Here is a 22352-nt window from a genome sequence, read left to right as displayed (position 1 = left end):
AAGACGTCGAGTCCGCGCGGGACTCGACGTCTTCTGCTCACACGGCGAGCGGGCCGAGCGGGGCGAGCGGGGCGAGCGGGGCGAGCGGGTCGAGCGGCGCCCCCGGCAGGTCCACCGTGAACGCCGTCCGGCCCGGCTCCGACGCCACCCGCACGCTCCCGCCGTGCGACGACACCACGGCCCGGACGATCGCCAGCCCGAGGCCGCTCGTCCCCTGTCCCTGCGCACGGGTCCGCGAGGCCTCGCCCCGGGTGAACCGGTCGAACAGCGTCGGCAGGGCGTCCGACGGGATCACCGGCCCGTCGTTGGCCACGACGAGGCGAGCGGCCGCACCAGCACCGGACGGCCCCACCCGCTGCAACGACACCACGACGGCGGTGCCAGCCGGGGTGTGCGTCCGGGCGTTCGCGAGCAGGTTCGTCACCACGCGGCGGAGCTGCTCCGCGTCGCCCGTCACGGTCAGCGGGTGGTCGTCGACGATCTGCAGCGTCCACCGGTGCCCGGGCGCGGTGGCTCGGGCGTCCATCGTCGCCTCGACCACGATCGAGGTCAGGTCGACGGGTTCGCGCACGATCGGGGACACCGGAGTCCCTGACGCCAGGGCCGTCGCGTCGAGTCGCGCGAGCAGCAGGAGCTCCTCGACGAGGTCGCCCATCCGGACGGCCTCCCGCCCGATCCGGTCGACGTTCCGGTGGATCGCATCGAGGTCCGACGATCGCGCGGTCAGCTCGGCGTAGGCGCGGACGGTCGCGATCGGCGTGCGGAGCTCGTGCGAGGCGTCGGCGACGAAGGTGCGCATGCCCGCCTCGGCGTCGCGTCGGACCGTCAGCGCCCGGGCGACGTGGCCGAGCAGGCGGTTCAGGGCGGTGCCGACCTGGCCGACCTCGCGGTTGGCCGTCAGGTCGGCGTCGGCGACCCGCACGGGGATGTCGGTGTCGCCGCGTTCCAGGTCGAGGGCGGTCACGCCGGAGGCGACCGCTGCGACGCGCTCGAGCGGTCGGAGCGGCCGCCGTACGAGCAGGGCGAGTGCCCAGGCGGCGACGGCGAGACCGAGCACCGTGACGATCCCGATGACGAGCAGCAGGCGTGCGATGGCGGCGTTCAGGTCGCCGAGGGGGAGTGCGGTGACGAACACGTCGCCGTCGTCCCCGACCGCCTGCACCCGGTAGGTGCCGAGCGATCCGAGGTCGACGGTCGACGGGTCGGCGCCGCTGTCGACCGCGGTGAGGGTCTTCCGTTGCGCTGACGACAGCCCGTGTTGGTCGCCGTCGCTGTCGGTGTAGCCGCCGAGCACGACGGCGCCGTCCCGCACGATGGCGACGACGGTGCCGGCGGACTGCCCGGGCGCACCGATGAAGGCGTTGTCGGGATCCGGACGATCCGACGACGACGAGGACGACGACGACGAGGACCCCGGCGGCGGCCCGGTGGGGGCGTCCGCACCGTCCCGTCCGCCGACGGTCCGGTTCGCGGCCGTCGACAGCTCCGCGTCCAGCCGGTCGACCAGGTAGCCCCGGAACGCGACGACGGTCACCGCGCCGACGACGACGTTCGTCGCGACGAGCAGCAGTGCCACGGCCGCCACGACCCGCCACCGCAACGACGGCACCCGTCCGGTGCGCTTCGAATGGGAGGCCCGGATCGCCTTCCCGGGTCGGCTCACGGAACCGGCCGCAAGACGTACCCGGCCCCGCGCACCGTCTGCAGCATCGGCTCGCGTCCTGCGTCGAGCTTCTTCCGCAGGTACGACACGTACATGTCGACCAGGTTCGACGACGACCCGAAGTCCATCCCCCAGACGCCCGCGAGCAGCTGTTCCCGCGAGAGCACCCGGTTCGCGTTCCGCGCCAGGTGCCGCAGCAGCTCGTACTCGGTCGGCGTGAGCTCGATCGGTTCGCCGCCACGGCTGACGGCTCGGGCGTCCTCGTCCAGCCGGAGGTCACCGACCACCACCTCGGCGCTGCCGCCCACGGCGGCGACCCGGGCAGAGGTCCGCGCCAGGATCCGTGCCCGGACGAGCAGCTCGTCGATGCCGAACGGCTTGGTCAGGTAGTCGTCGCCGCCGCCGGTGAGTCCGGCGAGCCGATCCTCGGGGGCGTCCCGCGCGGTGAGGAACAGGACACGGACGGCGTCACGGGAGTCGCGGAGCCGCTCGAGCACCTCGAAGCCGTCGATGTCCGGCAGCATCACGTCGAGCACGATGACGTCTGGTTGGAACTCCCGCGCCGCGAACAGGACGTCCCGCCCGCGGTGCACGGCCCGCACGGCCCAGCCGTCCCCCTCGAACGCGAGGGCGACGGCGTCGGCCAGGGCGTGCTCGTCGTCGACGACGAGGGCGCGGACGGGGGAGCCGTCGGTGCGCTGCAGCGGTTGGCCGGTCACGTCCGCGAGCCTATCCACCGCGCCCTCGTCGTCGATCACTTCGTGGTGCTCAGGTCGTAGACGGTCTGCCCGCCGACCGTCGTCGACTCGTAGTTCGCCGCGACCCACTCCTGGATCGCCGAGGCGGTGGACGATCCGCCGCCCATGCCGCCACCACCCGAGCCGGAGGAGACGTAGTACCCGATGTCCCCGTCGGCGACGTACGCCTTGAACTCGGCGAGCGTCGGGGCCGGGTCGCTCGACCAGCCACCGATCGCCATGACGGCGGTGTCGGTGTCGAGTTCGAGCTGCGCGGCCGACTGCGATCCGTTGACCGCGGCCGCCCACTCGGCGTCGGACGCCTCGAGCAGCTTCTGCAGCGCCGACGAGGTCGACGTGCCGCCACCCGTGCCACCGCCCCCTGCCTGGAGGCCCGTCCCCGACTCCGCATCGGAGCTCGCGCCGTCGGAGTCCTCCGTCGTACCGCCCGGTGCCTGCCCGGTGGCGCCCTCCGGCGCCTCGCCGGTCATGCCCTCCGGCGAGGTCCCGCCGGGACCCTGCTGGGAGCCGTCGTCGGTGGTGGAGTCGTCACTGTCGGAACCGGCGGCCGATCCGCCGGGTCCCCCCGTGCCTCCCGGCATGCCACCCGTGCCGCCGCCACCCATCCCGCCGGAGCTGCTGCCTGCCGGACCGACGCTCGGGATCGAACCGGAGTGCGCGACGGTCGTCGTGGCGAGGGCGTAGGCCGTGGTGCCGCTGAGTCCGAACAGGGTGCCGGCGAGCACGCCGACCGTGACGAGCTTCCGCAGCGTCGGGATGCTGCCGATGACGATCAGCGCTGCCGACAGCAGGCCGCCGGCCAGCATCACCCAGCGGAGCCAGGGCAGCCACGTCGAGTTCTCGTTCAGCAGGCACCAGCCCCAGAAAGCCGTGATGCCGATCATCGCGGCGAGGCCGATGCGACCGAGGAACCGGTCGCGTGCGTGCCAGAGCAGGGCGCCGCCGGTGCCGACCAGTCCGGCGATCGCCGGGGCCAGTGCGACCGTGTAGTAGGGGTGGATCGTGCCGGACATGTACGAGAACACGAGCCCGGTCACGAGCAGCCAGCCGCCCCAGAGCACGAGTCCGGCGCGTGCCGGGTCGGCGAGGTGTCGACGGCCGACGACGACCAGGCCGACGATCAGTGCGATGAGTGCCGCGGGCAGGAGCCACGAGATCTCGAGGCCCATCTCGGACGAGAACAGGCGGTTCAGTCCCGTCGAGCCGCCGAACGAGCCGCCGGCGGTGCCGCCGGTCATGCCGCCGCCTCCGCCGCCGTTGCCCGAGCCGCCGAAGATCCGACCGAGGCCGTTGTAGCCGAACACCAGGTCGAGGACGGTGTTGTTCGTCGAACCGCCGATGTAGGGGCGGGACTCCGCCGGCCACAGCCACACGGCGACGACCCACCAGCCGGCGGCGACCACGAGGGAGCCCGCCGCGATGAGCAGTCCGACGACGCGCTTGCCCCAGGTGGTGCGGGCGGCGAACAGGAAGACCAGGCCGAAGGCCGGCAGGACCAGCAGGCCCTGCAGCATCTTCGTCAGGAACGCGAAGCCGAGGGCGACCCCGGCCAGGGCGATCCACTTCCAGCTGCCCTTCGGCAGCGCCCGGACCGTGCAGTACGCGCCGGCGGTCATCAGGAACACCAGCAGGGCGTCCGGGTTGTCGAACCGGAACATCAGCGCGGCGGCCGGGGTGGCCGCGACGACGAAGCCGGCGAGCAGTGCGCCGACGTTCGCGGTGGTGGTGCCGACGCGGGCGAGGGTGCGGCGGACCGTGCCCCACACGAGTGCGACGGAACCGACGGCCATCAGGGCCTGGGGGAGCAGCAGGCTGAAGCTCGAGAAGCCGAACAGCCGCGCGGACAACACCATCACCCACAGCGATGCCGGCGGCTTGTCCACCGTGATGAAGTTCGACGAGTCGAGGGAACCGAAGAAGAACGCCTCCCATGACTTCGTGCCGGCCTGCACGGCGGCGGCGTAGAAGCTGTTGGCGTACCCGGAGACGCTGAGGTCCCAGAGGTACACCACGGCGGTCACGGCGAGGAGCGCCCAGAACGCCGGCCGGAGCCAGCGGGCGTCCTCGCGCTCGCCGAGGAACAGGCGGGCGAGCGGCTTGCGGCGCCGATCCTGCGCGTCGGTCTGCGCGGGGCCCCTTCGATCGGTCACGGGTAGCGGGTACGTGGTCATGTCGATGAGCATCCGGGGCGTTCCCCGAACGCGGCACTGCGTCGCCTATGTGCGACCTAAGGAGTGCGTGCGCCCCCCCGCACGGTGCGAGGGGCGCTCTGCCGTGGTGCGAGGTTCCGCACTCGGTGCGAGGCACGCCGGGTCGCACGGGGTGCGGAACCTCGCACCGTTCGGCCGCGCACCTCGCACCGTGCGCGGGTCAGGCGTACCGCTGCGCCGCGTGCAGGGCCGCCCCCGTGTAGGACCCGCCGAACAGGAACACGTGCAGCAGCAGCGGCGCGAGCTGGTGGAGTTCGACGCGCTCCTGCCAGCCGTCGGCGAGCCGCGACTCGCGGTCGTAGGCGGCGAGCACCGTCTCCAGCCGTGGTAGCCCGAACAGCCCGAGCAGCGCCAGGTCGGTCTCAGCGTGCCCTCCGTGCGCGATCGGGTCGATGAGCACCGCGCCCGTGGGTTCGGACGCGTCCGTCGGCCAGAGCACGTTGCCGGCCCACAGGTCGCCGTGCAGCCGTGCGGGACCGTCCCCGACGAGTGCGGGCTGCGGTGACCCGAGCGTGCCGTCCTGCACCCGGTCGGCGACCCGGTCGAACACGGCGGCCTGGGCGTGGTCGAACCCGCCGGCGTCGACGATGCGCCGGACGAAGTCGCGGATCCGGTACTCGGCGAAGAACTCGCCCCACGTCGCCGGTGCGTGGGCGGCGTCGACGAACGGCGTGCGGGAGCGTCCCATCCGGAGCGCGGAACCCGTCGTCCAGCCGGCGGGTGGCGCACCCCAGTGGTCGGCACCGGCGGCGTGGGTGTGCGCGAGGGAGCGGCCGAAGCGCTCGGCCTGCGCGACGGTGGGGGAGCCGTCGGAGATCAGCTCGAGGTCGAGCACGGTCGGGCTCGGCCGGTCGAGCACCCGCGCGATCCTGGTGCCGCCCGCGTCCTCGGCCTCGGCGAGCCAGACGAGTCCGGCGGCTTCGGCTGCCGCTTCGTCCGGGGTGGTGAAGGTCTTCAGGTGCGTCTCGGCCATCGGTCCATCCTGCCGACATGCCGTCGACGTCCGTTCAGCGGGTCCTCGCCGTCCGTTCAGCGGGCCGTCAGACCGCGTCGACCAAGGCCCTCGCCAGCGGGTGCCACTGCCGCGACGACGGCCCGCTCAGCACCAGGGTCCGCTCGAGCCGCCTGGCCATCGGGATCATCACGAGGTCCGGCGGCAGCATCACCCGGCCGAGCGTCGGCACGATCGACACGCCCTCGCCCCGCTCGATCATCCCGAACATCGTGCTCATCTCCCGCACCCGGTGGGCGTACCGGAAGGGCCGGCCGTCGAGCTCGTGCAGCTTCTGGATCTGGTACTCGCACCCGCCGCCGCCCGCGACCAGGCCGTCCTCGTGCAGGTCGTCGAGCGTCAGCGCGGGCAGCTCGGCGAGCGGGTGGTCGCGTCGGACGACGGCGGCCATCTCGTCCCGGGCGACCACGACACCGCCCGTCGGCACCGGTGAGGGATCGACGAGCACGGCGGCGTCGACCGTGCCGCTCTCCAGCCACTCGGGCATCTCGTCGTCGTCCCCCTCGTAGACCTGCACGTCGACGTCGGGCAGCGTCACCGCCCACAGCTCGCGGAGCCGCGGCAGCAGGCCCTGGCAGACGGTGGGGACGGCCGCGAGTCGCACGGTGCCGCGCGCCGTGGCGGGCCGGACCACTGCCTCCAGGGCGTCGACCGAGGCGAGCACGCTGCGGGCGTGGGCGAGCAGGCGGTCGCCAAGGGGTGTCGGGACGGCGACCGCGCCGCGCCGGACGACCGGCCCGCCGACCTCGCGCTCGAGCCCGGCGACGGCGTGCGAGACGGCCGACTGGCCGACGCCGAGCACGGAGGCCGCGGACGTGAACGACCCGGCGTCGAGTGTGGCGACGAACGCGCGCAATTGGGGGACCGAGACGGCCATGCGTGCTCCTCATGTCGGTATGAACCACATGCGTTTGCCGCATGCCTGCAGATGCCTCGACACTAGGCCACATGAACGCCCTCCTCTACGGTCTCGTCGCCCTCACCTGGGGTTCGAGCTTCCTCTTCGCGAAGATCGGTCTCGACGGGCTCGCACCGCAGCAGGTGGCCACCGTCCGGACCGTGCTCGGGGGCGTGACGCTCGTCGTCCTGCTGCTCGCGACGCGTCGTCGCTGGCCGCGGGAGCCCCGCGTGTGGGCGCACCTGGCGGTCGTCGCGTTCTTCCTGAACGCCCTGCCGTCGTCGCTGATGGCGTGGGCCGAGCAGACCGTGCCGTCCGGGCTCGCGAGCATCTACAACGCGACGACGCCGATCATGACCCTGGCCGCGCTCGCGGTGCTCGTGCCGTCCGAACGGCTGCGTGGTCGGCAGGTCGCCGGGATCGTGGTCGGCATCGTCGGCGTGCTGGTGCTCGTGGGGCCGTGGGACCTGCTCGGTGACCCGGCGGTGCTGGCGAGCGTTCCCGGGCAGGTCGCCTTGCTCGGCATGACGGCGTCCTACGGCGTCGGGCTCGCCTACCTGCGGCGCGTGGCGGTGGGCAGTGCGTACGACCCGGTCACGATCGCGACCGTGCAGCTCACGCTCGCCTCGGGGATGCTCCTGCTGGTTGCGCCCGCCATCGCGACCGGCCCGGTACAGCTGGACGGGAGGATCGTGGCCGCGATGGTCGCGCTCGGTTGCGTCGGCACGGGGCTGGCCTACGCGTGGAACACGCGCCTGGTGCAGGCGTGGGGCGCCGGTCGGGCCTCGACGGTCACCTACCTGACGCCGGTGGTCGGCGTGGCGCTCGGCGTGCTCGTCCTGGGCGAGCGGGTGCGGTGGAACGAGCCGGTCGGCGGGCTGGTGGTGCTGCTCGGCATCGCACTGGCCTCCGGGGTGCTCGGTCGTCGGAGTCTGCGCCGTCCCGCACGACCCGCCCGTACGCTGGCCGGGTGACCGACGGCAGGGACCCCCATGTGGTGCGACTGCTCTTCGCCTCGTCCCACCCCGGTCCGACGGTCACCGTCACGGTGCTCGCCGCCGTCATCGCCGTGGCCGTCGGACACCCGGTGTGGCTCGTGGCCCTGGTCGCGCTGACGGTGGTCGCCGGGCAACTGTCGATCGGCCTGGCGAACGACTGGATCGACGCCGACCGCGACCGAGCCGTCGGCCGGAGCGACAAGCCCGTCGCCAGCGGACTCATCGCGGTCGGGACGGTCCGCACGGCCGCGTTGGTGACCGCCGGTGCCGCCGTGGTCCTCTCGCTGTTCCTCGGGCCCGTGGCCGCCGTGGCGCACCTCGTGCTCGTCGCCGCGGGGTGGGCCTACGACGCCGGGCTGAAGCGCACGGTGTGGTCGGTCCTGCCGTTCGTCGTCGCGTTCGGGCTGCTGCCCGTGGTCGCGGTGTCCGCCGGCCCCGAGCACCTGTGGCCGGCGTGGTGGGCGATCGCCACCGGCGCGGTGTTCGGTGTCGCGATCCACTGCACGAACGTCCTGCCCGACCTGGTCGACGACGCCGCCACCGGGGTCCGTGGGTTCCCGCACCGCCTCGGGCTCCGCGCTGCCGGGGTCGTCGCGTTCGGGTCGCTCGTCGTCGCGGCCGCCCTCGTGCTCGGCGGACAGGTGCTCGGTGACGACCCGGTCCGTGGTGTCGGGGTCGTGCTCGCCGTGGTCGGGGCCGTCGTCGTGCTGGCGCTCGCCGTGGTGGGGGTCCGGCTGGTGCTGGCGGGGCGGGCGTCGCGGACCCTGTTCCGGCTCGTGATCGCGTCGTCCCTGGTGCTCGTCGTCGAGCTCGGGTTCGCGGGGGCGCGACTCGTCGCCTGACGCGCTTCCGCGCGGCTCGGACCGCGCCACGCGTCGTCGACGCGAGCCGTCAGGCCCAGCGCATGGCGTAGAGCCGGGCCAGGCCGTGCGCGGTCGGGAGTGACAGGACGGTCCGGAGCAGTGCCTCCCGGCCGACCGCTGCCACCGGTCCGAGCGGACGACCGAGCCCCATGTTCGCCTCGGCCTGGCGGGCGGCACGGCGGGCGGCTGCCTGGCGACGTGCGGCGTAGCCGGGCCAGGGGCCGGCGACACCGGTCCGAACCGCTCCGGCGAGCAACGGCGCGAGCTCGGCTGCGTCGAGCCAACCGAGGTTCATGCCCTGCCCGCCGATCGGGCTGATCTCGTGGGCGGCGTCGCCGACGAGTACGACCCGTCCGGTGCCGACGCGGTCAGCGGCACGGCGTCGCACCCGGAAGCCGCTGAGCATGGTGCAGCTGGACGGGTCAGGGGCGACGCCGGTGCGTGCCGAGACGATCGCGGCGAGTCCCGCGGCGAGTCCCGCAGCGGTCGCCTTCGCCGTTGACTCTGCGGCCGAGCCGGCGCCCTGGACCAGCGCGACGTACCGGCGGCGCCCGTGCGGTAGGGGGAACGACTCCACGACCCCGGCCGGTCCGACGTCGACCAGGGCTGCGGTGCGGGCCGACGGGGCCTCGGGGTCCGCGAAGTCGCCCATCACGTACTGCTCCGGGTAGTCGCGGCCGGTGGTCCCGATGCCGAGCAGGTCGCGGACGACGCTCCGTGCGCCGTCTGCTCCGACGACGAACGCCGACCGGAGGGCGACCGGTGCGCCGTCCGGACCGGTGCCGACCGCGTCGACGTGGTCGCGATGGCGGGACAGATCCGTCAGCGTCGTCCCGAGCCGCAGTGCTGCCGGGTCCGCGGCGACGAGCCGGTCGCGCAGCAGCGCCTCGGTGCGGTGCTGGTCGAGCGTCGCCACGTACGGGTGGGTGGTCGAGGCGCGGTCGAAGGTCAGCGTGCCGAGCGTCCGTCCGCGGCTCCGTGCGACCCCGGTGCGGACGAGGGTGGCCTCGGCGAGCACGGGGGTGTCGAGTCCGATCGCGGCGAAGGCGTCGAGCGACGGCGGGTGGATGCCGATCGCGCGCGAGCCCTCGGGTTCGCCCGGGCGTCGCTCCCACACCTGCACGGCGATGCCGCGAGCGGCGAGGAGCGCGGCGAGGAACAGGCCGACGGGGCCTCCGCCGACGACGAGGACGTCGGTGCGCTCCGTGGTCACGGGCCGAGCCTACGGGCGGGCGGTCGAGCCGCGCACAGCCGCACCGCCGGTGCGCAGGTGTTTGCGGAACCGCTCCACGGGCACCTCGACCGCGTAGGCGGCGCCGACCGACACGAGCAGCACCGTGCCGACCAGGCCGAAGGTGCCCCATGTGCCGATCGCGAACGTGCCGAGCAGCGCGATCACGAGCGGGTGCCACAGGTACGCCGAGTACGACACCCGGCGGCCGAACCACGCCACCGGGGTCCAGCTCAGCACAGTGGCGACGGGGGTGCGCACCGACACCAGCCCGCCGATGAGCACCGCCGAGATCAGCCCGGTGACCGGCAGCAACACCCCGAAGGTCCAGGCGTGCTGCGTCCAGTCGTCGTCGATCCACAGGAGCACCGTGACGAGGGACCCGAGGCCGACCCAGGTCGCGACGTGCCCGGCGATCCCCGCGGTCCAGGTGCGCACCCGTTCGTCGTCGAGCAGCAGTGCGAGCGCGCACCCGATCGCGAGCGGCACGACGCCGAGCACGGGCGAGAAGTACACGTCCGGGGTGGCGCCGCCGCTCGGGGTCCGGTAGCTCGCCCACGACGCCGCTGACGCCCCGACCACCAGGACCCCGAGTCCGGTCAGCAGCCACCGCCGACGGGTCCGCAGCGCCGCGAGCAGCACGAGCACGGGTGGCCAGACCAGGTAGAACTGCTCCTCCATGGACAGGCTCCACGTGTGCGCGAAGACACCCTGCGTGGTGTCCCAGAACGCGCGGAACAGGTTGCCCGTGTACGTCAGGGCGATGACCCCGGCCTCGCCCGCCGAGAACGATGCACCCTTGTAGTCCCCGACCCAGTTCCAGAGCACGAGACCGACCGCGACGAACACGAGCAGCGCGGGGTAGAGCCGCAGCAGGCGCTTGACCCAGAACGAACCCAGCCGGACACGACCGGTGCGGCGGCGTTCACCGAGCAGCAGTGTGGTGATCAGGAAGCCGGACAGCACGAAGAACACCGTCACGCCGATGAAGCCGCCCTCGAACTGCGGGACGTGCAGGTGGTACAGGACCACGGCCAGGATCGCGAGGGTCCGGAGTCCGTCGAGGGCGGGGGCACGGTGGGTGAGCGGGGGCGGTGGTGTCCGGCCCGTCGCGGTCGTCGAGTGGCCCGGCGCGGTCGTCGTGCGGCCCGGCGTGCTCGTCGTGCGGACCTGCTCGGGCGAGAGCGTGCTGGTCGTCACGGGCACCTCCGGCGCGATCGATCGGCGATCACGGCGGGATGCGTCGTGACCAGATCGTTACATGATGCGCGCGGAAGCCAAGAACCGGCTCAACGCCCGGGGTGCACCAGCATCGTCAGGGCGTCGAGCCGTTCGCGCACGATCGCCGCGAAGGGGCGCTCTTCGTTCGCGGTGATCCACTGCGCGAACGACAGGTGGAACACCGTCACGGCGGTCTCGGCGGCCATCGTCGCCGCCGGTTCGGCCACGCCCCGTTCACGCAGGACCTCGCCCAGGCGTGCCTTCAGGGTGGCGAGCTTGCCGAGCTCCCGCTCGCCGAGTGCCGAGTTCGCGTCGATGATCGTCTGCCGGGCCCGTGACCACGACCGGCGGTCCTCGGGGAAGAAGGCTGCGGCGGCGTCGAGGGCTCGGCCGACCAGGTCGAACGGCGCCGTGTCGGCCGGGGCGGCCGTGATCGGGTCCACGAACACCGCGAGGAAGTCGTCCTGGCCGGCGAACAGGACCTCGCGCTTGTCGGCGAAGTGCCGGAAGAAGGTGCGTTCGGTGACCTGCGCCTCGGCGGCGATCCGCGCGACCGTGGTGCCGTCGTAGCCCTCGGAGGCGAAGAGCTGCAGTGCGACCGCCTGGAGTCGTTCACGCGTTCCGGGTTGCCAGCGAGCCATGCGGAGAGTCTACTGATCAGGACGTTTTGATGACAGCGGATGACATCGAGTGCTACGGTGATGTCAGTTCATGACATCAGCGCCGTGGACGCCTGCGAAAGGACCACTCATGCACGTGTTCGTCACCGGGGCCTCCGGCTGGATCGGCTCCCACACCGTCGACGACCTGCTCGCCGCCGGACACACCGTCACCGGGCTCGCGCGTTCCGACGCCTCGGCCGCAGCGCTCGAGGCGAAGGGCGTCACCGTCCTCCGGGGCGACCTCGACGACCTGGACGCCATCCGCCGGGGCGCTTCCGAAGCCGAGGGCGTCCTGCACCTCGCGAACAAGCACGACTGGGCGAACCCCGCCGCCACCAACGCCAGCGAGCGGGCCGCCGTCGAGACCATCGGTGCAGCGCTCGTCGGCACGGACCGCCCGTTCGTGCTCGCGTCGGGCGTCGCCGGGCTCGCCCAGGGCCGCCCCTCGACCGAAACGGACGCCAACCCGTTCGTCGGCCCGGACAGCATGCGCGGCGGCAGCGAGAACCGCGGCTTCGACTTCGTCGACCAGGGGGTGCGCACGATCGCGGCCCGGTTCAGCCCCACCACGCACGGCACCGGTGACCACGGCTTCATCGCGGCGATCGTCGGGGCAGCCCAGCAGCGCGGCGTCTCCGGCTACGTCGGCGACGGCACCAACAGCTGGGCGGCCGTGCACGTCACCGACGCCGCCCGGCTCGTCCGCCTCGGGCTCGAGCAGGCCCCGGCCGGCACGCGGCTGCACGCCGTCGCCGAGACCGCGATCCCGACCCGCGCGATCGCCGAGGCCATCGGCGAGGTCCTCGGGCTGCCGGTGACCTCGATCGACCCGGCGGACGCGGACGCGCACTTCGGGTTCATCGGCCGGTTCTTCGGCATGGAGATGTCGGCGACGTCGGACGTCACGCGGCAGGCCTTCGGGTGGGAGCCGACCGGTCCCGGGCTGCTCGAGGACATCGCGGCGGGCGCCTACTCCGGCGTGCGGGTCGCGTAGGGCGTCTGGTCGGGCTGGCGGGCCCGACCCGGAACGACGTCCTCGCTGTCGTGCGACATCGCGTTGGTCGTTCGTTGAGCGCGCGGGATGCCGCGCGGCGGGAGGAACGACGACGTCGTCGTCGTACGACGTCGCGATCGTCGTTCCGCGTCGGCGCCAGCCCGGCGCGACCCCGTACCGGCCGGGAGGCCCGTGGCGGGCCCGCCCCGCGCCTCCCGGCCGCCCCGCGCCCCCGCACCCCGCGCTTCGTGCGCAGCAACGGTCGGGTCCGACATCCGGACCCGACCGTTGCTGCACACGATCCCGACCCGACCGGCGTCAGGCCGCCCGTTCTCGTGCCGAGCCGGACCCCCGCACCAGCGTGACGAGGTCGCGCAGGTCACGGAGCACGTGCGTCGCGCCGGCCTCCCACAGGGCCTCGTCGGGGGCGTAGCCGTCGCCGACCCCGACCGGCACGTAGCCGGAGGCGGCGGCGCAGCGCATGTCGTACGCGGTGTCGCCGACGTAGTACGCGACGTCGGCGTGGTGCCGGAGTGCGCGCAGCACGGTCGTCTTGTCCTCGGCGGGTGCCAGCACCGTGCCCCACCGATCCGGCACCCCCAGCGTCGAGCGGTCGTGCGCCAGGGCGGCCGCGGCCGCGGCCGAGACCACTCCGAGCCAGACGCCGTCCCCGTGGAGCGCCTCGATCGCCTCGACCGCACCGGGCCGCAGCGTCGTCTCGCTCGTGGTCATCCGGCGGTTCCAGGTGGCGTCGGCGACCGCGACCTCGGATCCGGCCACCCCGAGTCGCCGGAACATGTCCGCCATCGGCAGCCGGAACTCGGTCGTGAACGCGGACCGCGGGACCTCGGCGACGTGCTGCTCGCGGAGCGCCGCGTTGAGCGACTCCCAGGCCCGGTCCGCGTCGAGCACGACGGTGCCGTTCCAGTCGAACACGACCATCGCCGAGGGACCCACCCCACCCGTCACGCCGCGACCCCGGCAGGGTCCGCACGGAGGACGCCGTGCGCGACGTCGGACATGTCGCCGACCCGGACGCCGTCGCGGTAGACGTGCACGTGGTGCGACGCGGCGCCGACCCGGACCGAGGACCCGAGCGCCGGGGTCATCGTGATCGGGGTCCGGAACGCCGCGGTCGTGCCGTCGTCGAGCACGATCTGGACGACGCGGTCCTGGCCCGTGGGCTCGACCATCGCGACCCGTCCGGTGAGGTGCCAGGGTGCGCCGTCCGCGTGCAGCGCGAGGTGCTCGGGACGGACCCCGAGGACGAGCGCGGTCACGGGGTCGGCGCGCACCGTGCCGAGCGCGGTCGCGCCGTCGGGTGCGGCGGGGAACAGGTTCATCGGGGGTGTCCCGATGAACCCGGCGACGAACGTGGTCGCCGGCGCCGCGTAGAGCTCGTCGGGTGTGCCGACCTGCTCGAGCCGACCGTGGTTGATGACCGCGATCCGGTCCGCCATCGCCATCGCGTCGAGCTGGTCGTGCGTGACGTTGATGCCGGTCGCACCGACGCCGCGCAACAGCGAGGCGATCTCGAGGCGGAGCACCGCGTGCAGCTGTGCGTCGAGCCCGGAGAGCGGCTCGTCGAGCAGCACGATCCCGCTGCGCCGTGCCAGCGCCCGGGCGAGGGCGATGCGCTGACGCTGCCCGCCGGACATGGCCTTGGGCTTCCGGCCGAGCAGGTCCTGCACGCGCATCCGCTCCGCGATGTCGTGGGCCCGTGCGTCGGCCTCCGCCTTGCCGAGGCCGAGCCCGTGCCGCAGTCCGAGCGTGATGTTCTCGAGCGCGGTGAGGTGCGGGTAGAGCGCGAAGTGCTGGAACACGATGGCGCTGTCGCGGCGGTGCGGCGGGACACCCTCCTGCGCGACGTCGTCGAAGAGCACCGAGCCGGACTCTTGGTCCTCGAGGCCGGCGATCACGCGCAGGAGCGTGGACTTGCCGGACCCGGACGGGCCGAGGACCGCGACCTGCTCGCCGTCGGCGATCGTCAGGTCGATCCCGTCGAGTGCGACGTGGTCGCCGAAGGTCTTCCGCAGGCCGCGGACGTCGACGCGGGTCACTGTGCGGCCCGCACGATCGAGTCGATCGCCGTGGCGGAGGTCTCCACCGTGGACGTCGTGTCGGCACCGGACTGCAGCCCCTGCGCCATCTGACGCAGTGTGTCGTTCACCTGCTTGGTCGACTTGCCCGGGAACCCGCCCCACTGCGTCAGGGGCTTGTCGTACGACCAGGCGTAGCGCTGCTGCTCGGAGACGTCGTCGCCGGACAGGAGCTCCTTCGCCGCGGCCTTGTCCACCGGGATGTACGAGTACGAGGTGCCGCTGGCGGCGAGCACCGCGTCCTTCGACAGCAGCGCACCGACCAGGGCGTTCGCGTAGCCGGCGCGGCAGGAGTCGTCGCTCAGCACCACCCAGCCGTTGCCGCCGGCCGGCAGCGCGCCGTCGCCGCCGTTGACGGTGGGCAGGTCGACGGCCTTCCAGGCGAACGCGCCGCCGATGCCCTGCTGGATCGTCGAGATCGTCGACGTGGTGTAGACGAGGAACGCGGTCTTGCCCGACGTGAAGTTCGCCATCGCGTCCTGGTCGCCGACCCCGGCCTCGAGCTTGTCCTTCGCCAGGTCGGACCAGATCGACAGGTCCTTCGCGCCCTGGTCCGTGCCGAACCCGGCGGTGCCGTCGTCGGCGACGAACGTGTCACCGGCGCCCTGCACGAACGCCTGCGAGAACCAGTCCGGCAGCCCCTGCGTCGGGATGCTCACCGACGGCGATCCGGTGTCGGCGGTCACCTTCTTCGCTGCGGTGACGAGGTCGTCGAAGGTGTGGATGTCGTCGCCGTTCCCGGCGCCGGCAGCGTCGAGCGCGTCCTGGTTGACCAGGAGCACGGGGGTCGAGATCTGCGCGGGCGCCAGGTACGTCTCGCCGTCGACCGTGCCGGCGGCGAGGAACTGCTTCTGGTAGGTGCTCGGCAGCGCGGACTCGTCGATGGTCGCCGGGTGGTAGCTGTCCACCCAGAAGCGGAGCTGCCCGAGGCCGGTCATGATCAGGTCGGGGCGCTTGCCGACCGCGATGTCGCCGACGACCTTCTGGGTCAGGTCGTCGTAGCTCGAGGTCGACTGCGGCGTCGCGTTGATCGTGAGCCCGGGGTACTCCTCCTCGACCTTCGCGGCGGCGATCTTCATGGCCTCGGCGGCCTGGGTGCCGAAGGTGACGTTGATGGTGTTGTCGGACGGCTTGCAGGTGCTGAGGTCACCTGCCGCGGCGACGGACTGCTCGGCGGCGGGGCTGGCGGTGGAGCAGCCGGTGAGGACGAGGGCGCCGGCGGCGGCGATCCCGGCGAGGGCGGTGAGGCGGGAGGTGCGCATGGGGTGTCTCCTACGGGTGGGTGGGTGGGTGTGCGGGGCGGGGGTCGGGGTGGTGACGGGGACGGGTCATCCGGGGATATCCGCACCGCTCATGCCCTGGACGAAGCGGCGCTGGGCGACGAGGAAGAGGATGACGACCGGGGCGGTGACGATCACGGCGCCGGCGGCCAGGGCCGAGAAGTCGATGCCGGTGTCGGCCTGCTGGAACTGCGCCAGCGCGAGCGGCGGGGTGACGGTCGACGCGGAGCGGGACACCAGCAGCGGCCACATGTAGTCGTTCCAGTGCGTGAACACCGAGAAGACCGAGAACGCGGCGATCCCGGGACCGGCCATCGGCACGACCACCTTGCGCAGGACCTGCCAGTGCCCGAGCCCGTCGGTGCGGGCCGCTTCGAGCAGGGTGTCCGGGATCGCGAGCATCTGCTGCCGCAGCAGGAAGATGCCGAACGCGCTCGTCGCGAAGGGCAGGACGAGGCCGACGATGCTGTCGCCGAGCCCGGCGACGTTCACCCCGACGAACAGCGGCACGAGGGTGACCTGGGTCGGGACGAGCAGGCAGCCGAGGACGATCGCGAGTCCGGTGCCCGCGCCGCGCATCCGCACCTTCGCCAGGACGTAGGCGGCGGGCACGCAGGTGATGAGTTGCAGCACGAGGATCGCGACGGTGACGATCGCCCCGGTGACGACGGCCCGGCCGAGCCCGGCCTGCTCGAAGGCCCGGACGAACGCCGAGCCGTCGATCGACGTCGGCAGGAACGAGATGCCGTCGGCGTACACCTCGGTCGCCGGGGCGAGCGCGGTGCGGAGCATCCAGTAGAACGGGAACAGGCTGATCGCCACCGCGAGGACGACGAGGACCCACTTGAGGGACCGGACCGCGGCGCTCATCGGTCGCCCCCGGCGAGGACCCGGCGCTGCACGAGGCCGATCGCGACGAGCACGACCAGCAGCAGGAAGGACAGCGCGGACGCCGACCCGAGGTCGAAGTACTGGAAGCCGAGCTTGTACGTCTCGGTCAGGATCGTCTCGGTCGAGTAGAGCGGGCCGCCCTGGGTCATCACGTTGATGGTGTCGAAGACCTGCACGGAGCCGAGGATCGCCAGCACGGTCGCGAACACGACGGTCGGGCGCATCATCGGGAGCGTGATGTGCCGGAGTTTCCGGAACCCGCGGATGCCCTCGGCGCGCGCGGCCTCCTGCACGCTGCCGGGGATGGTCGCGAAGCCGGCGATGAAGATCATCATGCTGAACGAGGCGCTGCGCCAGACGCCCACCAGGGCAACCGTGACCAGTGAGGTGTGCGTGTCGCCGAGCCAGTTCACCGGTTCGACGCCGACGACGCCGAGCACCTGGTTCACGAATCCGCCCTGGTACGCGAAGACCCAGCGGAACACGACGGCCATCGCGACCAGGTTGGCGGTCATCGGCAGGAACAGCGCGGTGCGGACGAAGGGGCGGCCGCGGGACACCGACTCGGCGAGCAGTGCGAGCACGAGTCCGATGACGAGGCTCGGCACGATCGTCATGGCGGCGTAGGCGACGGTGTTCACGATCGCCCGCTGCACCGTCGTGTCGGTCGCGATGCGCAGGTAGTTGTCGAGTCCGACGAACCGCCAGGCACCGCCGGCGAGCGGCACCGAGAAGAAGCTCGCCACGAAGGACAGCAGCGCCGGCACGATGACGAAGACCGTCATCGCGGTCCCGGCGGGCAGCAGGAACAGGACCGGTGTCAGGGAGCGGCGGCGCGTCGACCGGGAGGCGCGGCGCACCTCCGGCGCGTCGGGTCGCGGTGCGGCGGTGGTCGCCTCCACCACGGCGGTCACCGTGCCACCTCGGCGTCCGGTGCGCGCGTGGAGCCCGCCGCGGCGGGGACGGACGGCACGGTCGTCGCGGTGGCGAGCCGTGCGGCGTCGAAGGCCATGACCGTCCCGTCGGTCGCCACGGCCACCACCCGGTCGCCGACGACCACGAGCGGCGCGGCGATCGGAGAGGCGAGCTGGCTCCGGCCGACCTCGACACCGTCCAGGTCGAAGCGACGGACCGTGCCGTCGAGCCCCGGCAGCAGCAGCTGGTCGCCGACGAGCACCGGCGGCGCGATGACCGGGTGCGGGGCCTTCGTGTACGAGCCCATCGGGAACGGTGCATCCCCCGTGACGGGAGCGTCCCAGACCGTGCTGCCGTCGTCCGGGTCGACCATGCGGATGCCGTGACCGGTCACCGTCACGACGTACCCGCGGTCGGTGACGACCGGGGTTGCCGGGCTGAAACCGCCCTCGTGCGCGGCGGTCCACCGGGTGCGTCCGGTGGCGCGGTCGAGCGCGGTGGTGTGTCCATGGGCCGGCATCAGGACCGCGTCGCGACCGGCGTCGAACGCGGCGGTGCCCATGATGAGCAGCCGCTTCAGGGCCGTGAACGGGTCGTCGCCGTCGAGCTCACCGCGGTGCCAGACGTCGGCGCCGGTGCGTGCGTCGAGACCGATCGGGTCGGTCGGCGTCGGCCAGAAGCCCATCACGAGCAGGTCGCCGACGACGAGCGGTGCGGCGTGGTTGACCAGGTTGTGGTGGGGCGACAGGTCCGTGCGGTGCCACAGCTTCTCGCCGGTGTGCACGTCGACGGCGCGCAGGTCGGACTGGTCGCCGAGGAACACGACACCGTCGCGCACGGTCGGTGCGCCCCACGCGAACCGGCGGTACGGGTCGCTCGAGGGCAACCGCCAGCGCTCCGCCCCGGTGTCGGCGTCGAGACCGACGAGGTCGCCCGACACCTCGGCGGCCACGACCACGTCGCCGGCCGGTGCCGGGGCGGTCTTCACGGCGGCCCCGGTCGCGGTGCGCCAGCGGAGCGCGCCGGTCACCAGGTCGAAGGCCTCGACCCAGCCGGCAGCGCGGTCCTCGACCTGACCGCCGACGAACAGGGTGTCGCCCTGCACGGCCGCCGGCTGCCGGTGACCGGCTCCGGCGGACGTGGCGGACCACAGCAGCGCGTCGTCGTCGGACCGTACCGACGCCGCGGCGAACGTCGCCGTGCGGACGTCGGCCAGGGCCGTGGGGACGGGGCCGTCGACGACGGTCTCGGTGCGGAGCGTGATGCCCGCGCCGTCCCAGGTCACGTGCCGGAACGCCGGCGGGCCGTAGTCGAGGCTCGCAAAGAACGAGGTCGGGCTGTTGACGTGCAGCGTGCCGTCGACGTCGACCACGCGGCTGGTGTGCCAGTGCCCCGAGAACGCGGCGACGGGCTGCCACGGGAGTTCGTCGACGAGCGAATGCGCCGGCTGGTCGTGGAACAGCAGGATGTACGGCGAACCGTGCTCGAGACGCGCGAGGTCGGCGCGCACCCAGGCGTTTTGGACCTCGTGGTCGATGCCGAGCTCGTGCGAGTGCCAGTCCATCGCGACGACGTGGAGTCCGGCGACGTCGAAGCTGTACCAACGGGGACCGATCCACTCCTCGTAGAGCGCGGGGTCGCCGGTGTTCGTCAGGTAGTCGTTCCGGCTGACGACGCTGCCGTGCCGGCCGTTCATGTGGTCGTGGTTGCCGGGGACGACGTGCACGGGGACCGGGGACTCGGCGAGCACCTCGGTGAACGCCGCGTACTCCTCGGGCAGCCCGTGGTCGACCAGGTCTCCGGTCACGAACACCCGGCGGGCGAGCGGCGCGCGCTCGGGCAGCGCGGCGAGGAAGGAGCGGACCTGCGCGGGCAGGCTGCCCTCGCGGTACAGACCGAAGTCGTCGCGGCCGGAGGCGACGACCTCCGGGGTGGTCATGTGGGTGTCGGTGAGGTGGACGAACTCGTACGGCAGCGGCTGGTCCTCGGGCACGAGCACGAAGCGCAGCTCGGTGTCGTCGTCCGCGGGGGTGCGGTGCCACCAGGGGGTGGCGGTGGACCCGGTCGGACGGGACAGCACGACGAACGCGCCGTGCTCGGGCTGGCGGTCGAGGGTGAAGCGGCCGTCGGCGCCGGTCGTGGTGACGACTGCGCCGGTCGAGACGGCGATGCCTTCGGCGGGGCGGCCGTCGTGGTGGACGACGATTCCGTGCATGGGGAGGCTCCTGTGGTGGGGGGCGGAGGGGACGGGTTCCGGGCGCGCCGGACCGACCCGGTGGCGGGGTGCCGCGGGCCTGGCGCAGGTGGGGCGGGAGGGGCGAGCGGAGGAGGGCTAGATGCGGTGCTCGATGAGGACGTCCTCGGTGAGTGCGAGACGGGACTCGCTCGTCGGACCGAGCTGGGACAGGACGACGAACAGTGCGTCCAGGACCGCGAGGTGCACGATGCGGCTCGCCATCGCCTCGACCCGGTAGTTCGTCTCAGCGCTCCCGGCGACCACGGTCACGTCGGCGAGCTCGGTGAGCGGGGAGCGCGAGAAGCTCGTCAGCGCGACCGTCGTGGCCCCGGCGGCCGTCGCGGCGCGCGCGGTCGCGAGCGTCTCGAAGGTCGATCCGGTGTGGCTGATCGCGAAGAACACGTCACCGGCACCGAGCATCCGCGCGGTCACGTGCTGCGTGTGCACGTCGGGCGCGAACGATGCGTCGATGCCGACGGTGACGAAGCGGTAGGCGGTGTCGAGGGCGAGCGGTGCGGACGTGCCGACCGCGCCGAACACCACCCGGCGCGCGCCGAGCAGCAGGCGTGCGATGCGCTCGAGCGCCGCCGTGTCGACTGCGCGCGAGGCCGTCTCGACGGCACGGGCGGTGCCGTCCATCACCTTGTGGGTGATGTCCGCCACGGTGTCCCCGGGGGCGACGTCACCGAGCACGCGGCGCTCGCCGGGGATGGACTCGCTCGCCAGGGTGATCTTGAGTTCCTGGTACCCGCGCAGCCCGACGCTCGCGCAGAGGCGGACGACGGTGGCCGGCGAGGTGTCGGCGTCGGCGGCGAGCTCGCTGACGGACCGGTGGATCACGTCGAGCGGGTCGCGGAGCACGACGTCGGCGACCCGACGCTCCGCCGGGCTGAAGCGTGGGAGCTCGGCGCGGATGCGCTCGACGATGCCGGTGGCGTTGGACGTCGTGTTCACGTCTGCCGGTGCGGCGGAACTGATTTTCATCACGCTGCAACGCTATGCAGCGATGGTGAACGGGGCGGCCTCCGGAGGTGAACGGCGAATGTCGTTTTCAGCCGGAGCGCCGTCGTGAAACGGAGTTTCGCCTACTCGGACTTCTGCATCTGCCACGGCTCCGGCTCGCGGTCGCCGTTCGGGCGCACGGGCCGGACGTCGCCGACGATCGGGATCGCACGCTTTCGCATGAACCACAGGTAGCGGACGAAGAAGTGCGACAGCGTCGACAGCCGGTTGCCGTTGCCGAGCAGCGACGCGATGTGCACCGCCACCCACGCCAGCCACGCGACCGGCCCGACGAGCGTGATGCCACCCCGCAGCTGCGCGACCGCGGCGTTCGTGCCGATGGTCGCCATCGTGCCCTTGTCGAAGTACTTGAAGTGCTCGGTGGGCTTGCCCTCGAGCAGACGCTTGATCTGCTTCGCGACGTGCCGTCCACCCTGCAGCGCCGGCTGGGCCAGCTGTGCGAGGGCCTCGGACTGCGCCGCGATGTCGCCGGCCGAGAAGATCCGCTCGGCACCGTTGACGCGCAGGTCGTCGCCGACCTGGATGCGTCCGCCGCTGGTCTGCGGCAGGCCCCAGCCCGAGACCTCCTTGTGGGCGGCGACTCCGGTGGCCCAGATGACCTGCGAGGCGGGGATGAACTCGCCGTCGGCCGTCATCACGCCGTCGGTCTTGACCTCGGAGACGCCGGTGTTCAGCCGGAGGACGACGCCGCGTTTCCGCAGGACCTTGGCCGCGTACCGGCGCAGGCGCGGGGCGAACGGCTTGAGCAGTTCGCCGCTGCGGTGCACGAGCGTGATCGTGATGGCGCCCTTGTCGAGTTCGGGGTAGGCACCCTCGAGTGCCTGGTCGCGGAGCTCCGCGAGCGCGCCGGCCATCTCGACGCCGGTCGCGCCGCCGCCGACGATGACGATCTTGATCTCGTCGGGGCCCTGGTTCGCCGCGGCTTCTTCCAAACGGGTGAACAGCTCGTCGCGGATGCGCAGGGCCTGCGAGCGGGAGTACATCGAGTACGCGTACTCGTAGGCGCCCGGGGTGCCGAAGTAGCTCGTGTTCACGCCGTTCGCGAGCACGAGGTAGTCGTAGTGCAGGTGCTCGCCGTCGGACATCTCGGCGATGCGTTCGTCGGTCCGGATGCCGGTGAGCAGGCCGTGCCGGAACTCGGCGTTGTCCTGCTTGGCGCGCAGGCTGCGCAGGAAGTACGTCACGTCGCCGGCGTTCAGTCCGCCCGTCGCCACCTGGTACATGAGGGGCTGGAACATGTTGTAGACGTGCCGGTCGACGAGCGTCACCCGGACGGGAGCGTCCGCCAGCTCGCGCATGGCAGCGACACCGGCGAATCCACCGCCGACGATGACGACGTGCGGGCGGGTGTCCTGGGGCATGCTGATCCGGCTTTCTTCGGTTCGTGAGGTGGTCACC

At 72.7% G+C, this 22352-nt stretch carries 19 protein-coding genes; 3 read left to right on the top strand and 16 right to left on the bottom strand.

Annotated features, from left to right (window positions below; translation table 11 throughout):
• Window positions 1-37 precede the first annotated feature (37 nt).
• The 5 genes from ITJ59_RS19600 to ITJ59_RS08680 form a co-directional block, all read right to left on the bottom strand.
• The gene (locus ITJ59_RS19600) at window positions 38-1585 is read right to left on the bottom strand and encodes a sensor histidine kinase (RefSeq protein WP_194650703.1); all 1548 of its coding nucleotides are present in this window, start codon (window positions 1583-1585) and stop codon (window positions 38-40) included.
• A 74-nt stretch (window positions 1586-1659) separates the two neighbouring features.
• Window positions 1660-2382, bottom strand: coding sequence for a response regulator transcription factor (locus tag ITJ59_RS08695; RefSeq protein WP_323749455.1), 723 nt, complete (start codon window positions 2380-2382; stop codon window positions 1660-1662).
• Between the two features lie 35 nt (window positions 2383-2417).
• Window positions 2418-4592 (bottom strand): ArnT family glycosyltransferase, encoded by a 2175-nt coding sequence (locus ITJ59_RS19395; protein ID WP_267238361.1) that lies wholly within the window; start codon window positions 4590-4592, stop codon window positions 2418-2420.
• A 199-nt stretch (window positions 4593-4791) separates the two neighbouring features.
• Window positions 4792-5604: a fructosamine kinase family protein gene (locus ITJ59_RS08685; protein ID WP_194650701.1), complete on the bottom strand. Its 813-nt coding sequence runs from the start codon at window positions 5602-5604 to the stop codon at window positions 4792-4794.
• 67 nt (window positions 5605-5671) lie between these two features.
• The gene (locus tag ITJ59_RS08680; RefSeq protein WP_194650700.1) at window positions 5672-6520 is read right to left on the bottom strand and encodes a LysR family transcriptional regulator; all 849 of its coding nucleotides are present in this window, start codon (window positions 6518-6520) and stop codon (window positions 5672-5674) included.
• Window positions 6521-6591: 71 nt separating this feature from the next.
• On the opposite strand from ITJ59_RS08680, the gene ITJ59_RS08675 reads away from it, so the two are divergent.
• Window positions 6592-7515 (top strand): DMT family transporter, encoded by a 924-nt coding sequence (locus tag ITJ59_RS08675; RefSeq protein ID WP_194650699.1) that lies wholly within the window; start codon window positions 6592-6594, stop codon window positions 7513-7515.
• The gene (locus tag ITJ59_RS08670; protein WP_194650698.1) at window positions 7512-8381 is read left to right on the top strand and encodes a UbiA family prenyltransferase; all 870 of its coding nucleotides are present in this window, start codon (window positions 7512-7514) and stop codon (window positions 8379-8381) included. The genes ITJ59_RS08675 and ITJ59_RS08670 overlap by 4 nt, the downstream gene beginning before the upstream one ends.
• Before the next feature lie 49 nt (window positions 8382-8430).
• Here the strand turns inward: ITJ59_RS08670 and ITJ59_RS08665 are convergent, their stop codons facing one another.
• From ITJ59_RS08665 to ITJ59_RS08655, 3 genes are all read right to left on the bottom strand, one after another.
• Window positions 8431-9615: an FAD-dependent oxidoreductase gene (locus ITJ59_RS08665; protein ID WP_194650697.1), complete on the bottom strand. Its 1185-nt coding sequence runs from the start codon at window positions 9613-9615 to the stop codon at window positions 8431-8433.
• Between the two features lie 9 nt (window positions 9616-9624).
• Window positions 9625-10833, bottom strand: coding sequence for an acyltransferase family protein (locus tag ITJ59_RS08660; protein WP_194650696.1), 1209 nt, complete (start codon window positions 10831-10833; stop codon window positions 9625-9627).
• Between the two features lie 89 nt (window positions 10834-10922).
• The gene (locus ITJ59_RS08655; RefSeq protein ID WP_194650695.1) at window positions 10923-11495 is read right to left on the bottom strand and encodes a TetR/AcrR family transcriptional regulator; all 573 of its coding nucleotides are present in this window, start codon (window positions 11493-11495) and stop codon (window positions 10923-10925) included.
• 109 nt (window positions 11496-11604) lie between these two features.
• Here ITJ59_RS08655 and ITJ59_RS08650 point away from each other — a divergent pair, with 109 nt between their 5' ends.
• Window positions 11605-12510, top strand: a complete 906-nt coding sequence (locus ITJ59_RS08650) for an SDR family oxidoreductase (protein WP_194650694.1) — start codon at window positions 11605-11607, stop codon at window positions 12508-12510.
• 318 nt (window positions 12511-12828) lie between these two features.
• On the opposite strand, the gene ITJ59_RS08645 is transcribed toward ITJ59_RS08650, so the two are convergent.
• The 8 genes from ITJ59_RS08645 to ITJ59_RS08610 all read right to left on the bottom strand — a co-directional run bounded on the left by ITJ59_RS08645 (window position 12829) and on the right by ITJ59_RS08610 (window position 22315).
• Window positions 12829-13479, bottom strand: a complete 651-nt coding sequence (locus ITJ59_RS08645; RefSeq protein ID WP_194650693.1) for an HAD family hydrolase — start codon at window positions 13477-13479, stop codon at window positions 12829-12831.
• Window positions 13476-14570, bottom strand: a complete 1095-nt coding sequence (locus ITJ59_RS08640) for an ABC transporter ATP-binding protein (RefSeq protein WP_194650692.1) — start codon at window positions 14568-14570, stop codon at window positions 13476-13478. Before ITJ59_RS08640 ends, ITJ59_RS08645 begins: the two co-directional genes overlap by 4 nt.
• On the bottom strand, window positions 14567-15871 hold the full coding sequence (locus ITJ59_RS08635) for an extracellular solute-binding protein (RefSeq protein WP_194650691.1): 1305 nt from the start codon (window positions 15869-15871) through the stop codon (window positions 14567-14569). The genes ITJ59_RS08640 and ITJ59_RS08635 overlap by 4 nt, the downstream gene beginning before the upstream one ends.
• Before the next feature lie 66 nt (window positions 15872-15937).
• Window positions 15938-16759: a carbohydrate ABC transporter permease gene (locus ITJ59_RS08630; RefSeq protein WP_194650690.1), complete on the bottom strand. Its 822-nt coding sequence runs from the start codon at window positions 16757-16759 to the stop codon at window positions 15938-15940.
• The gene (locus ITJ59_RS08625) at window positions 16756-17694 is read right to left on the bottom strand and encodes a sugar ABC transporter permease (protein ID WP_323749454.1); all 939 of its coding nucleotides are present in this window, start codon (window positions 17692-17694) and stop codon (window positions 16756-16758) included. Before ITJ59_RS08625 ends, ITJ59_RS08630 begins: the two co-directional genes overlap by 4 nt.
• The gene (locus tag ITJ59_RS08620) at window positions 17691-19910 is read right to left on the bottom strand and encodes a PQQ-binding-like beta-propeller repeat protein (protein WP_194650689.1); all 2220 of its coding nucleotides are present in this window, start codon (window positions 19908-19910) and stop codon (window positions 17691-17693) included. The genes ITJ59_RS08625 and ITJ59_RS08620 overlap by 4 nt, the downstream gene beginning before the upstream one ends.
• A 117-nt stretch (window positions 19911-20027) precedes the next feature.
• Window positions 20028-20915: a MurR/RpiR family transcriptional regulator gene (locus ITJ59_RS08615; RefSeq protein ID WP_194650878.1), complete on the bottom strand. Its 888-nt coding sequence runs from the start codon at window positions 20913-20915 to the stop codon at window positions 20028-20030.
• A 101-nt stretch (window positions 20916-21016) separates the two neighbouring features.
• Window positions 21017-22315, bottom strand: coding sequence for an NAD(P)/FAD-dependent oxidoreductase (locus ITJ59_RS08610; protein WP_111084726.1), 1299 nt, complete (start codon window positions 22313-22315; stop codon window positions 21017-21019).
• Window positions 22316-22352 lie beyond the last annotated feature (37 nt).

This window comes from Curtobacterium sp. VKM Ac-1393 (genome assembly GCF_015350995.1).
In the GTDB taxonomy this organism is placed as follows: Bacteria; Actinomycetota; Actinomycetes; order Actinomycetales; family Microbacteriaceae; genus Curtobacterium.
Note: the sequence above shows the minus strand (reverse complement) of the source record. Positions and strands in the feature narration are given on the sequence as shown.